Annotated in this window: 16 protein-coding genes; 7 read left to right on the top strand and 9 right to left on the bottom strand. The window is 67.4% G+C overall.

Annotation, left to right across the window (positions count from 1 at the left end; translation table 11 throughout):
• Window positions 1-1,098, bottom strand: coding sequence for a Glu/Leu/Phe/Val dehydrogenase dimerization domain-containing protein (locus ACEPA4_RS14625; protein WP_004153019.1), 1,098 nt, complete (start codon window positions 1,096-1,098; stop codon window positions 1-3).
• 277 nt (window positions 1,099-1,375) lie between these two features.
• Here ACEPA4_RS14625 and ACEPA4_RS14620 point away from each other — a divergent pair, with 277 nt between their 5' ends.
• Window positions 1,376-2,452, top strand: a complete 1,077-nt coding sequence (locus ACEPA4_RS14620; RefSeq protein ID WP_262090246.1) for an HDOD domain-containing protein — start codon at window positions 1,376-1,378, stop codon at window positions 2,450-2,452.
• 3 nt (window positions 2,453-2,455) lie between these two features.
• Here ACEPA4_RS14620 and ACEPA4_RS14615 read toward each other — a convergent pair whose 3' ends face one another.
• From ACEPA4_RS14615 to ACEPA4_RS14605, 3 genes are all read right to left on the bottom strand, one after another.
• Window positions 2,456-4,012, bottom strand: a complete 1,557-nt coding sequence (locus tag ACEPA4_RS14615; protein WP_231114083.1) for a phospholipase D family protein — start codon at window positions 4,010-4,012, stop codon at window positions 2,456-2,458.
• A gap of 165 nt (window positions 4,013-4,177) precedes the next feature.
• A complete protein-coding gene (locus ACEPA4_RS14610) occupies window positions 4,178-4,876 on the bottom strand; it encodes an RNA pseudouridine synthase (RefSeq protein WP_065185471.1) in 699 nt (232 codons plus the stop codon).
• Window positions 4,877-4,923: 47 nt separating this feature from the next.
• Window positions 4,924-5,424 (bottom strand): M48 family metallopeptidase, encoded by a 501-nt coding sequence (locus tag ACEPA4_RS14605; RefSeq protein ID WP_139727470.1) that lies wholly within the window; start codon window positions 5,422-5,424, stop codon window positions 4,924-4,926.
• 63 nt (window positions 5,425-5,487) lie between these two features.
• On the opposite strand from ACEPA4_RS14605, the gene ACEPA4_RS14600 reads away from it, so the two are divergent.
• Entirely contained in the window at window positions 5,488-6,045 is a 558-nt protein-coding gene (locus ACEPA4_RS14600; protein WP_005418186.1) for a DUF2058 domain-containing protein, read from the top strand.
• 170 nt (window positions 6,046-6,215) lie between these two features.
• On the top strand, window positions 6,216-6,482 hold the full coding sequence (locus tag ACEPA4_RS14595) for a DksA/TraR family C4-type zinc finger protein (protein WP_005418184.1): 267 nt from the start codon (window positions 6,216-6,218) through the stop codon (window positions 6,480-6,482).
• A gap of 522 nt (window positions 6,483-7,004) precedes the next feature.
• On the opposite strand, the gene ACEPA4_RS14590 is transcribed toward ACEPA4_RS14595, so the two are convergent.
• Both ACEPA4_RS14590 and ACEPA4_RS14585 read right to left on the bottom strand, forming a co-directional pair.
• Window positions 7,005-7,598, bottom strand: coding sequence for a mechanosensitive ion channel family protein (locus tag ACEPA4_RS14590; protein WP_005418176.1), 594 nt, complete (start codon window positions 7,596-7,598; stop codon window positions 7,005-7,007).
• A 35-nt stretch (window positions 7,599-7,633) separates the two neighbouring features.
• Complete coding sequence (locus tag ACEPA4_RS14585; protein WP_049415771.1) at window positions 7,634-7,813, bottom strand: hypothetical protein; 180 nt, start codon at window positions 7,811-7,813, stop codon at window positions 7,634-7,636.
• A 126-nt stretch (window positions 7,814-7,939) separates the two neighbouring features.
• Between ACEPA4_RS14585 and ACEPA4_RS14580 the strand changes: the two genes are divergently transcribed.
• Genes ACEPA4_RS14580 through ACEPA4_RS14570 form a run of 3 tightly spaced genes read left to right on the top strand, consistent with a single transcriptional unit; the run spans window position 7,940 to window position 9,940 of the window.
• On the top strand, window positions 7,940-8,518 hold the full coding sequence (locus ACEPA4_RS14580) for an RNA polymerase sigma factor (RefSeq protein WP_005418173.1): 579 nt from the start codon (window positions 7,940-7,942) through the stop codon (window positions 8,516-8,518).
• Window positions 8,515-9,048 (top strand): hypothetical protein, encoded by a 534-nt coding sequence (locus tag ACEPA4_RS14575; RefSeq protein WP_329844429.1) that lies wholly within the window; start codon window positions 8,515-8,517, stop codon window positions 9,046-9,048. Before ACEPA4_RS14580 ends, ACEPA4_RS14575 begins: the two co-directional genes overlap by 4 nt.
• A 10-nt stretch (window positions 9,049-9,058) precedes the next feature.
• Complete coding sequence (locus ACEPA4_RS14570; RefSeq protein WP_188239335.1) at window positions 9,059-9,940, top strand: DUF4097 family beta strand repeat-containing protein; 882 nt, start codon at window positions 9,059-9,061, stop codon at window positions 9,938-9,940.
• Window positions 9,941-9,989: 49 nt separating this feature from the next.
• On the opposite strand, the gene ACEPA4_RS14565 is transcribed toward ACEPA4_RS14570, so the two are convergent.
• The 3 genes from ACEPA4_RS14565 to ACEPA4_RS14555 all read right to left on the bottom strand — a co-directional run bounded on the left by ACEPA4_RS14565 (window position 9,990) and on the right by ACEPA4_RS14555 (window position 12,068).
• Window positions 9,990-10,172 (bottom strand): hypothetical protein, encoded by a 183-nt coding sequence (locus ACEPA4_RS14565; RefSeq protein WP_005410566.1) that lies wholly within the window; start codon window positions 10,170-10,172, stop codon window positions 9,990-9,992.
• 11 nt (window positions 10,173-10,183) lie between these two features.
• A complete protein-coding gene (locus ACEPA4_RS14560) occupies window positions 10,184-10,477 on the bottom strand; it encodes a YkgJ family cysteine cluster protein (protein WP_080104338.1) in 294 nt (97 codons plus the stop codon).
• Between the two features lie 229 nt (window positions 10,478-10,706).
• Entirely contained in the window at window positions 10,707-12,068 is a 1,362-nt protein-coding gene (locus ACEPA4_RS14555; RefSeq protein ID WP_262090244.1) for an Hsp70 family protein, read from the bottom strand.
• Window positions 12,069-12,249: 181 nt separating this feature from the next.
• Here ACEPA4_RS14555 and ACEPA4_RS14550 point away from each other — a divergent pair, with 181 nt between their 5' ends.
• Entirely contained in the window at window positions 12,250-12,585 is a 336-nt protein-coding gene (locus ACEPA4_RS14550; protein WP_010482882.1) for a zinc ribbon domain-containing protein YjdM, read from the top strand.

Below are 12,585 nucleotides of genomic sequence, written 5' to 3'. Positions count from 1 at the left end.
TCAGCCGCCGCGCAGGTTGCCCAGGCGCGGGGTGCTGCGACCCAGCGGCATCTTCAGCTTGCCGATCGACAGGATACGGCTTTCGGCGATGCGGTCGGCTGCCCGCTGCGGCGCGATGTTCTCGCGTTGCGACAGTTCGAAGATGCGGGTGAGGTTGTGGTAGATGCTGCGGATCAGGCGCATCGCGCGTTCGCGGTTGTAGCCATCGATCTCCAGCGACACGTTCATCACGCCGCCCGCGTTGACCGCGTAGTCAGGTGCATACAGGATGCCGCGCGCATGCAGTTCATCGCCGATTTCCAGGCTCGACAGCTGGTTGTTGGCGGTACCGCAGATGATCTTCGCCTTGATCCGCGGCAGGGTGTCGGCGTTGATCGCGCCTTCCAGCGCGCACGGTGCGAACACATCGGCGTTCACTTCGTGGATCTCGTCGGGCTTGACCGCTTCGGCGCCGAAATCGCTGACCGCGCGATCAACCAGCGCGCTGTCCAGGTCGGTGACATACAGTTTGGCGCCGCGATCGCGCAGCAGCTTGACCAGCTCCATGCCGATGTGGCCCAAGCCCTGCACTGCGATGCTGGTCTTGCCCACTTCCTCATGGCCGAACTTGAAGCGCATCGCCGCCATCAGCGCCTGCAGCGCACCGTAGGCGGTGAACGGGGCCGGATCGCCGGATCCGCCATGGACCTGGTGCACGCCGGTCACGAACTGGCTCTCCAGGTAGATGTTCTCCATGTCGTTGACGTCGGTACCGACGTCCTCGGCGGTGATGTAGCGCCCTCCCAGCGAGTCGACATAACGGCCGAAGGCGCGGAACAGTACTTCAGTCTTGTCCACCTTCGGGTCGCCGATGATCACTGCCTTGCCACCACCGACGTTGAGGCCGGCCAGCGCATTCTTGTAGGTCATCGTCCGGCTCAGCCGCAGCACGTCGGCCAGCGCCTCGTCGGTGCTGGCATACGGACGCATGCGCACGCCACCCAGGGCCGGGCCCAGGGTGGTGTTGTGGATGGCGATGATCGCCTGCAGGCCGGCATCGTGGTTGTGGCAGAACACCACTTGTTCGTGGCCGGTGGTGGCGAGGGTTTCGAATAGCATGGCGTCTCCGATGGCGCGATCAGCGGCGAACTGCAGCGAACGGCCAGTGAACGGTAGGGTCCCAAAACAAAAAAAGCGACGTCGTCATGGCTGGGGGACGGGTCGCGCGGCGCCATTCTAGTCCATTCCCCTGGCCGGTGCCGTCGACATCGCATGCCTTCCGGTTAAAGAAGATGAAAGTGCGGCCGATGCTGCGACGACGGCGGGTGGCCGGATTGGCGTGAAGAGGCGGGCGGTCAGTGACGGCAAGGACATTGCAACGACAGGGCGGGCGGCGATGACAGCGGCCTGGTGGCGATCGCTGCGCGGCTGGCTGGCGCGTTCGACCGGGGCGGCACCGTCGCGGCTGGTTGCTGCGTCCCGCCAGGCGGTGGCCGCCGCAGCGGCGAGCCTGCAGGGCGAGGCGCTGCCCCCGGCCGAGATCGCTGCACATCTGCAACGTGGCCTGCATGCGCTGGCCCTGTACCCGCGTCTGGCCGGTGAATCCACGCCCGTGCAGGCCGCAGGGCTGGGCGAGGCGGTGGCGCGCGCGCTGCAGGACCGCAACTGGGCGGCCAAGCAGCTGCCCCGCCGGCCGCAACTGCTGCCGCAGCTGATCCAGACCGTCAACGACGATGCCGCCTCAGCGCGGGTGATGGCCGCGATCATCGGTCAGGACCCGGTACTGACCGGCAACCTGCTGCGCATCGCCAACAGCCCGGCCTACAAGGTGCATGAGCGCCCGGTCGAAAGCCTGCAGCGGGCGGTGACACTGGTGGGTACCGACGGCGTGCGGCAGATCATCAGCGCGGTACTGGTGCAGCCGGTGATGCAGGTGCAGTGCGAAGTGTTCCCGCAGTTCAGCACGATCATCTGGGAGCACGCATTGCTGGCCTCGCGCGCGGCTGCAGACCACGCACGCACGGTTACCTTCGGTGATGCTTTCGCCGCGCAGTGGCTGGGCCTGGTGCAGGGACTGGGCGCGTCACTGGTAATGCGCCAGCTGCTGCAGGAAGCGCAGGCCCGCGGCGAGGCCGTGGAGCCGGCGTTGGCCCTGCAGATGTTGCAGCAGTGGTCGTTGCCGTTGGCGCAGCGGGTCGCCGCCGCATGGGAGCTGCCTGAGCCGGTTCACCAGGCCCTGGCGGTGGATGCAGAAGGGGCGCTGGCCGACAGCCTGCGCCTGGCCAGCGCCGCCGCAGCGGCCAGCCTGTTGTGCCGCCATGGGCATGCCAGCCAGAGCCGCATGCTGGCGCTGCTGGAGCAGCTGCCTTCAGCGCCGCCGCATGCATTGCGCTGGATCTGGCGGCGCCTGCATGGGCGCAGCGTGGAAACGCTGGATGATGCCGGACAGGACCAGGCCGGCCCGGCGGCCTGAGTACTACAGCTGCGATTCGACCGGCAGCCAGCTGATGGCCCGCGCGGTCCAGCGCTTGCCCAGGCTCGCGCCGGGTTCGGCCTCCACCCAGTGCGGTGGCGGTTCACGCTCCAGCCAGCGTAGCCGGCCTCGGTCGTCCAGCGCCAGCCACCAGCTGTGCCTGGGGTCCGCCAAGCGCAGGTACTCATCGCGCAGCTGCGCCCCCAGCACCGGGTCGTCGAACAGTACGCCCATTTCGGTGTTGAGGTAGGCCGAGCGAGGGTCGAGGTTGAACGAGCCGACGAAGCCGCGGCGGTCGTCGACCACGAACGCCTTGGTGTGCAGGCTCGCGCCGCTGCTGCCGAACATGCCGGCATCGCCGGACTGCCCCTGCGCCTTCAGTTCGTACAGGTGGACGCCCGCTTCGAGCAACGGCACGCGGTAGCTCATGTAGCCGCCGTGCACGGCGGCGACGTCGTTGGCAGCCAGTGAGTTGGTCACCACGCCGACCTGCACGCCCCGCCCGGCCATGGCCGAAAAGCCATCCAGGCCTTCGTTGCCTGGCACGAAGTAGGGTGAGATCAACAACGTTTTGTGCCGGGCGGCCTGCAGCTCGCTGATCAGGGTCGACACCAGCCAGGCAGCGCGATCATCCCTGCGATGCTTCATCGGCGGGTCCGAGACGATGCGCACTGCACTGCTCCAGTGCAATGGCTCGGGACTCGGGCGTTGCCGCTGGCGCGATTCGGCCACGCGCGCAAGGTAGGGCCGGGCCACGTCCCGCTGCGCCTCATGATCCGATTCGCGCACCAGCAGGCGCAGCTGTGCATCGGTATGGAAGGCAAGCGCGGATACCGGAATGGCGGCCTCGCTGTTCCAGTAGTCGTCGAAGATCCGGTTGGCCTGCTCCACGGCAGGGCCGGCGACCAGCAGGTCCAGATCCTGGAAGTTCACATCGGTGCGCGCGCTGAAGTACTCCTCGCCGATGTTGCGGCCGCCGACGATCGCGACGCGGCCATCGGCGATCCAGCTCTTGTTGTGCATGCGGTGGTTCACGCTGAAGAAGCGTTGCACCATCTCCACCACGCGCAGGATGCCGGTCCGGTTGCGGAACGGGTTGTAGAGGCGGATTTCAATGTTGGGGTGCCGGTCCAGCGCCATCATCAGCGCGTCCTTGTCCTTGGCGTTCATGTCATCGAGCAGGATGCGCACGCGCACACCGCGCTCGGCGGCGTCATGCAGCGCCTTGGCCATCAGGTGGCCGATCAGGTCGTCGTGCCAGATGTAGTACTGCAGGTCCAGGCTGCGGCCAGCGTGCGCGGTGATCATCGCGCGCGCGGCGAAGGCATCCATGCCATCACTGAGGAACGCTACGCCTGATTGCCCGGGATGCGCGTCCTGCAGCGGCACGATCTGCTGGTCGATGCGGGTCTGCGCCGGCTGCAATGGCAGTACATGCGAGGGCGCGCCCTGTGCCTGTGGCGTGAGATGGTCGGCCAGCAGCAGCCCGGACAGGACCAGCAGCAACAGCGCGGCGAGGATGATTGCAGCGACGCGCAACAGGCGTCGCCACAGGGGCATGGGCAGGCTCATGCCTCGATGGTAGATCCACGCCCTGCGTGAAGGAATGCCTGCAGGATCGATAGGGCGTCAGCGCCCTTGACTTCGGCAAGGGATCCGACCCCGCGGGCGTCACGGATGGGGGGCGGACCCGTTTCTGCAGGAAAGGGCCCTGACCCGCAGGCCTCAGAACCGCTCGTCGCTGCCCAGGTAACGCCACTGCGCCGGCGGCAGCGGCCCCAATGCCACGCGGCCGATGCGCAGTCGGCGCACGGCCAGCACCTGCAGCCCGGCGGCGGTCACCGACACGCGCAGCCCCTTGGCGGTCAGCCCCTTGCCGGCAAAGCGCAGGCGCTGCTCGCTTTGCCAGCTGACCTTCGCGCCGCCGGATTCCTGCTGCAGCCGCGCCAGCAGCCACGGTCCTCGCTCGGGGCCGCCTTCGGCCACTTCGATCAGGTATTCCTGTTCGGTGCGGCCCAGATTGCGCTGTAGATGGGCCAGCGTGGCCGGATCCTGGCTGACCACCACCAGGCCGCTGTCGCTGGCCGGAAGTGCAGCGGCCAGCTGCAGGCCGTGGAAATGGCGCTGCAACGGACGGATGTCGCTGGCATCAAGTTCGCTGCGGCTGTCACTGCTGACCAGCGCACACAGGGTCTCAGCAGCAACGCCGGCCGGCTTGTGCAGCAGCATGCTGACCCGCTCGGCCTTTTCATCACTGGCCTGCTCGGCCACGACGATCACCACGCTGTCATCGACCGGGCGCTGTGGCTGTTCCACCACTTCGCCGTCGACCGTTACCCAGCCGCCTTCGATATAGCGCCGCGCTTCGCCGCGGGGGATGCCGAGCAGGGCGGACAGGCGTTTGTCGAGACGGATCGGTTCCATGGCGGGCAGGTCGGGCAGGGGGCGCGCAGTGTAGCTGCTGCGGCCGGTCAGCGCTGGCTGCGGTTGGCCAGCTCGGTCAGGTACAGACGGGTATCGAACTCCAGCTGCAGGTAATCCGGTTCCATGTGCTGGCACAGCTGGTAGAAGGCCTTGTTGTGGTCGGCTTCCTTCAGGTGGGCCAGCTCATGCACCACGATCATGCGCAGGAACGCAGCTGGCGCCTGGCGGAATACCGCAGCGATGCGGATCTCGCGGCTGGCCTTGAGGCGGTTGCCGTGCACGCGGGAAATGGCGGTATGCGTACCCAGCGCGTGCTTGATCACTTCCAGGGTGTTGTCGTAGCAGACCTTGTTGAGCGGCACCGACTTGCGCAGGTAGCGATCTTTCAGCGCCTGGGTGTAGTCGTACAGCTGGCGGTCGCTGCGCACCTCGTGCGGGTCGGGATAGCGCTGCTGCAGCCAGGGGCCGAGCTTGCCCTGCGCCAGCAGTTCGCTGACCTGGGCGACCAGGGGTTCGGGGTAGCCGGTGAGGTACTTCAGGACTGCCATGCAGGGGCGGCGGGGCGTCGGTAGAATGGAAGCATCCAAGATTACACGCGGTATGTACCAACCATGGCAAAGCCCAACGCGCTGCAGGAACAATTGCTCAAGGCAGGTCTGGCCAAGAAGTCGCAGGCCAGCGCCGCCGCGCGGGAGCAGGCCAAGGCCCGCCAGGGCAAGGCCGAATCGGCCTCGGCCGAGGTCCAGCGTGAGGCTGAACGTGCCCGTGCCGAGAAGGTCGAGCGCGACCGTGCGCTGGCCGCCGAGCGCAATGCCCAGGCCAGGCAGGCGGAACAGAAGGCACAGGCGAAGCAGATCATCGCGGCCCATGCAGTACCCCACAAGGGCGATGACGAGTATCGCTTCAGCGATGGCGCGGCGATCCGCACCCTGCTGATCGACCCCAAGCTGCGCAAGGCGCTGTCGGTGGGCGTGCTGGTCATCGTCGCCAATGGCGAGGGTTACGCCCTGCTGCCGCGCGCCGCCGCCGAGAAGGTGCGCGAGCGGGCCCCGGAGGCGATCATCGTCGACCACGGCCAGCCGGGCTCGACTGCCGAGATCTCCACCGGCAACGCCGAGGACGACGCCTACTACGCCCAGTTCCAGGTGCCGGACGACCTGATCTGGTAAGCAAAAAGGGGACGGAGGGGATTAAGTCGCGATCGCCCCGATTGGATCCGTTGGCGTTCTGCTCAGCTTGCTGAAGGCGCACCGGGCACGGCTCGGCGCAACACTGGCCTGCTCCTTTGTGGGCGGGTGTATCGTCCCCATATCAGGCGACACACCTGCGGAGGAAGACCATGGCCACCGGTTGGGCGGGAGATGGAGCGGTCCAGGACCAGATCGACGCCACCGTCGACGATGCGATCGCCCGCGCGCGCCGCCAGCTGCGGCAGGGCCCGGGCCTCGAGCACTGTGAGGAATGTGAAGCGCCGATTCCGTTGGCGCGACGTCGTGCTGTGCCGGGAGTTCGCCTGTGCGTGGCGTGCCAGCAGGCGCATGACGAAGAAGAGCAGGCGCATGCCGGTTACAACCGGCGTGGCAGCAAGGACAGCCAGCTGAGGTAAGGGGTGCTCGGCAGGGCTGCGCCATGCACCTGCTTGGAGCAACGGCAACGGCAACGGCAAAAGCGTGCTATCCGTGGGATGGCGGGGTGGGTCCGATTGAGGGGGACGCTGCAAGTACGTCCATGTAAGCTCGTTCGCCGCATCCATGCGGCTCACGCCCCCTCAACCGGACCCACCCCGCCTTCGACAGATTTCCGCGATCTGTTGGAACTTGCTGCTGATGGTGGGTGCCGACCGTTGGTCGGCACGGGGTCGGATCCAATTCTGACTATCGATATCTGACAGATGTGCCGACCAACGGTCGGCACCCACCAACAGCGCGCGGAATCTGTCAGAGGTGGGGCGGTGTGGGTGGGCAGGACCGTTGGCGCCATGGATGGCGCCATCGAGCCCCCATGGATGGGTTTACGGCGTGTCCTGACCACCCACACCGCCCCGCCATCCCACGGAATGCCGCTCTTGATCTTGCTTCGGCTTCGGCCTCTGCAGGTGCAGGGCGCAGCCCTGCCGAAAACCCCACCCTCAGCCGTCGCCCTGGATGCCGCCGGGGGCCTGCGCCGGGTCGCGCCAGCGGCGCACCGTGCGCTGGAAAAACAGGTTGTTCGGCAGCTGCAGCACCGTACCCTCATGGCCGTCGCCGGTTTCCTGCAGCGTGGTGTAGATCAGGTTCACGTCGATCACCCGCCCCTTCAGTCCCGGCTTCTCGCCGTTCTCCAGCACTTCGATGTAGTCATGCAGGCGGAACGGGCGAGTGGTGAAGATCAGCAACGTGCAGAAGATGTTGGAGAGCACGCTCCAGGCCGCGAAGAAGGCCACTGCGCCCACGGCCGCGAAGCCGGTGAACGCGGTCCACAGCACTGAAGGCTTCGCGCCGAGCAGGCTGAGGATATACAGCAGGGCGCTGAAATAGACCACGAAACTGGTGATCCGGCGCGCGCCCATCACCATTTCAGGTGGCAGCGTGTAGTGCTCGGCAAAGCGCCGGATCAGGCGACGGGCCAGTACCCGCAGCAGCCAGGCGACCAGCAGCACCAGCACGATCTGCAGGGCCACGCCCGCGTAGTTCAGCCATGGGTGGCTCCAGGCCGGCAGGTGATCCTTCAGCGACAACATCATGGGGGCGAGAACAGGTGGCGGGAACGGCCTCGATGTTACCCGGCGCGTGCCGGGGTTTCGACCATCGGCGACCACGCCAGGCAGACTAGCTCCTGTCGATGCTGCTGCAGGCAGGCGCGGCCGTTGTCGGGGCACAACCGCAAGGACAGGCCCGATGCCTGCAGCACGACGCAAGCGACGATTACCAGCAGGGCGGCGCAGGACGGGCTGGACATGGCGGAACTCCCTGGAGGTGTTTTCTCGAATGACCTTCCATGGATGCAGCCATCGTCGAAAAGGTTGCATGGCCTTGATCGGCGATCGGCTCTAAACCTTTTTCCGGGTCGCCGCATCCAAGCGATATGCTCGACACCACCATGCCAGCGCCGCCTGCCGCCCACGCCCCTGTCGACGAACCCGCCCTGGTGCGGGCGGCCGCCGCCGGTGACACTGCGGCCTACGAACTGCTGTACCGGCGCCATGCGCCGCGCGTGTTCGCTGTACTGTGGCGCCTGTGCGGGGGCCAGCAGGCGCGTGCCGAGGATGCCCTGCAGGAAGCGTTCCTGCAGGCATGGAAGGCGCTGCCGGGGTTCCGGTTCGAAAGCAGCCTGTCGACCTGGTTGCACCGGTTGGGCGTCAACGCTGCACTGATGGAACTGCGCGGGCGCGCCGCCGGGCAGGACCACGACAGTCTGGAGGAGGTCGACGGCGGCCTGCAGGAGCTGGCGGTGCACGACCGTTGTGCCGGTACCGAGCGCGACCTGGAGCGCGCACTCGCGACGCTGCCTCCGAGGGCGCGTGCGGTACTGGTACTGCACGACATCGAAGGCTGGAAGCACCAGGAAATCGCCGAGCAGCTGCAGATGGCCGTCGGCAGTTCAAAGGCACAGCTGCATCGTGCGCGCGGCCTGCTGCGCGCACGGCTGGGAGACATGACATGAGTACACACGAACACGATTCCGATCACGATCTGCTGGCCCGGCTGCGCGCGTTGCCCAGCGAGCGAGATGTTCCCGCCGATGGCTGGGCGCGCCTGTCGGCGCAGCTGCCGCCGCGCGAGCCGCAGGCGGCGCCTGTGCCGGCCGACAACGTGGTGGCGCTGCCAGCGCGTTCGCGGCGCCGCTGGTGGTTGCCGGCCGGCGCTGTCTTGGCGGCCAGCCTGGCGCTGTACGCGGTGGCGCCATGGCGCCACGTGCAGCCGGATGCGCCGGTGCCGTCTACCCTGCAGTTGCAGGCTGCGGCGATGACCGAGCAGTACCGGCAGGCGGTGGCCTCGCTGCCCTCAGGCCGGGCACCGGAATGGCAGCCGGCCCTGCACGAACTGGATGAAAGCGCGGCACAGATCCAGGCCGCGCTGGCGCAGGATCCACGTGCGCCTCACCTGCTTGGCCAGCTCAAGCGCACCTATGCGCTGCGGCTGGAACTGACCCGGCAGGCGGCCTATGCCGCCGAGTACGGCCTGACGACCTGAGGAGACCCCCATGACCCGAACCCTGATTTCCTGCTGTGTCGCACTGCTGCTGTCCCCTGCCGTGGCGCTGGCCGACACCCGCATCGACGAGCGCCACACCTTGGCTGCGGGCGGTCGCATCGAACTGAGCAACGTGGCCGGCAAGGTGACCGTGCGTGGCTGGGACCGCAATGATGTGCAACTCACCGGCACGCTCAGCGATGGCCTCCAGCTGCGCCAGGAGAAGAGTGCCAACCGCGTACGCTGGGAAATCGAGTATCCGCGTCGCAACAACAACGGTGGCGCGACGCTGGTGCTGAACGTGCCGCGTTCGGTGGAACTGCTGCTGAGCACGGTCAGTGCCAACCAGGACATCAGCGGCATCGATGTGCGTCGCCTGCAGGCCGACACGGTCAGCGGCAGCCTGAGCGCCTCCGGTCGCAGCGGCGACAGCAAGCTCAACACGGTCAGTGGCGGTGTCAGCGCGCGCCTGCAGACCCCGAAGCTGGATGTGAATACGGTCAGTGGCCGGATCGAGGCCGGCGGCGGCGTGTCAGGTGACATCGGTGCACAGACGGTATCCGGCCGGGTCGAGGTCGATGCCGGGCGGGTGCAGCGGTTGGCGGTGGAAACCGTATCGGGCAGCATCGATCTGTCGGCGGCCGGGCTGGCGCCGGGGGGCCGGATCAATGTCGAATCGGTGAGTGCGTCGGTCAACCTGCGCCTGCCACGCGCGGTTTCGGCGCAGCTGTCGGTGAACAGCTTCAGCGGGTCGATCAACAGCGATGCCGGCCAGGTGGAGCGGCCGCGCTACGGCCCCGGCAGCCATCTTGATACGCGGCTGGGCAGCGGCGACGGTGATATCCGCATCCAGTCGCATTCGGGCAGTGTTCGGGTAAGCCTGGATCGCTGAGCGCGATCCGGCAGGCCGCGGCGGCAGCGCCGCCGCGGTCGGTACTGGGTCAGCTGGCTTTCTTCAGCGCCCAGGTGGTGCCGAGGACTTCGATCTTGCCACCGGCCTTGCGGAACGCTGCCAGGTCCGAAGCGATCGAATCGCTGCTGACCACGGTGCTGGCGGCCGCGCCCTTGCGTTCGCTGCGGATGCTGTTGCTGGCCTTCGCGGGGGTCTTTGCCTTGCGGGGCATGGTTGCTCCTGTCAGGTGGAAGGGGAGGAAAGCGCCCAGGCATCGGCCTGGCGCAGGTAGTCCTGCCGCTCACGGCGGCAGTCACTGCCGCCCATCGAGAACTGGCGGCAGATCGCCGGGCGCTGCGAATAGATCGTGCAGCGCAGGTGATAGGGATCGATCGCCGCACACCAGCCTTCCTCGTTGCGCGCCATCACGGCACGGCCGTGGGTGTCGCGTGACAGGAACTGGCCGGGCACGTGGTCGCCGGGCTGCAGCAACACGGGCAGCCGGCAACAGACCGCGTCACAACGGCGGCAGTCGATGGGTGCATGTGCTGCGTCAGGTTGTAAGGCCTCAGGGGCCTGGCGGGTGCCCAAAGCGGGTCTCGATGGCGGCTCCGGTGGTACGCGGACCATGAACGAGCCAGGAAGGCATGGCCGCTAGGCCCGCAGGGCGGGCCAGGCTGCACCGTGGACACACACCGGCGTGGCCGGTGGAAGGTGCAGCAGGGTTCTAGCCGACCAAGAGTAACTTAGATCGCGTAACGTTTTGTTAATCCTGGCTTGCTGCCGCCAAAGCAAGGCCCTGGACCACGCCCAGCGAGGGCTCGCCGTGGACCATGCGGGCGCCCGGGAAGGCCTCCGCAACGGCCTGGCGCAGATACCCGGCGCGGGACATGCCGCCGGTCAGGAACACCGCGTCCGGGTCGCCGCCGATGTCGCTGCGGACCTGGGCCAGCAGCTCCCGGAGCTGCTCCAGATAACCATGCGCGGCTGCGGCCAGGCCGTCGGCGCTGCTGTCGGCATGCAGGTCGCGGGCGATGTAGTCCAGCGTGCTGCGATGTTCGCTGGCGGCGCTGAGGGCGATCTTGGCGCGCTCGACGTCGCGGTACAGGCGGGCGGTATTGCCGGTGTCCTGCAGGGCCTGCAGGCGCGCGCCCCACGGATTGTCGACATCGTCATACTTGTGCTGGCGGAAGTCGCGCTGGCGGGTCATGTCCTGCACGGTGGCCGCTTCCACATAGTGGTGGGCGGGCACGCGGGTGATGCCGCGGCCGAACAGCGGCATGTAGCTGGACAGGCTCAGCGCCAGGTCGATGTCGGTACCGCCGCGGGCGATGCCCCAGGCGCGGTGGATGCGCGGGGCGTCGTCGCCGCCGACTTCGGCGTGGGCGATATCGGTGGTACCGCCGCCGATGTCGACGATCACGGCCTGGTGCCGTTCGCGGCTTTCGGCGTGATAGTGCATGGCCGCCGCGGCCGGTTCCTCGAGGAAATCGATCTGGTCGAAACCGGCCTGGCTGGCGGCTTCGCGCAGGATGTCCAGCGCCTGGTCATTGCCGGCCGCACCGATCGAGCTGCGGAACTGCACCGGACGCCCAAGCAGGGCCGCTCGCAGCGGCTGGCCGAGCTGGGCGCTGGCGGTCAGGCGGATGTGTTCGAGGATGTGCGCGGCGATGCCGGTGATGGTCTGCTTGGCGCGCGGGTGCAGGTTGTAGCCGAGCATCGATTTCGGGCTCTGCACCAGGTTGCCTTCGTGTTCCTCGAAATAGGCTTCCAGCGCTTCGTCACCGTAGACCGCATTCTGCAGCAGGTCGCTGGCACTGCGTTCCTTGCCGGCACGGGCTTCCATCCATTCCCGGCGCAGCGCGCGCAGGGCTTCGCGGCGCAGCGCCTGCGGCGTGCGTTGCTGGCCGGCGGCGCGCGCCGCACGCGCAGCGCTGTCGATCATCTGCTGCAGCTGGTGCTCCTGGCCGTCATCGAGCTGGAAGTCATCCGGGTCGGGCACCACGCCGGGGAAGTACACGCTGGTACGGAACTGCTCGGCGTCGCCGAAGCGGATCGGCAGCAGTTTTCCTTCATGCACGATGGCGGCGGCGGAGTTGCTGGTACCGAAGTCGATGCCGAGGCGCATGGGGAGTTCCGGGGGGGCGATCAGGGGCCGCGCACTCTGCTGCAGTTCGCCGCTGACTGCAAGGTCCCGCGGTTTCCTGTTCCGGGCCGGGTCAAGGAGGTCGCGGCGTACTGCCCGGAAAATGCCGGGGGAGCCGGGCGGTTACAATGGCAGCTGTTGATTCACTTTGAGGTACTTGCTGATGTCTTCTGCCCCTGCCTGCCCGCAGTGCACCCTGGAAAACACCTACGCCGATGGCGCGCTGTGGATCTGCGCCGACTGCGGCTTCGAATGGACCGCCGAGGAAAGTGCCGGTTCGACCCTGGTCGTGCGTGACAGCAACGGCAATACCCTGCAGGCCGGTGACACCGTCACCGTGATCAAGGACCTGAAGGTGAAGGGCTCCTCGATCCCGCTCAAGCAGGGCACCGTGATCCGCAACATCCGCCTGGTCGAGGACGATGCCGAGCACATCGAAGGCAATTCGGACAAGATCAAGGGCCTGGTCCTGAAGACCTGCTTCCTCAAGAAGGCCTGA

The organism is Stenotrophomonas sp. P2112, assembly GCF_041897515.1.
In the GTDB taxonomy this organism is placed as follows: Bacteria; Pseudomonadota; Gammaproteobacteria; order Xanthomonadales; family Xanthomonadaceae; genus Stenotrophomonas; species Stenotrophomonas sepilia.
The sequence above is the reverse complement of the archived record's forward strand: the minus strand, read 5'-3'. Positions and strand labels throughout refer to the sequence as shown.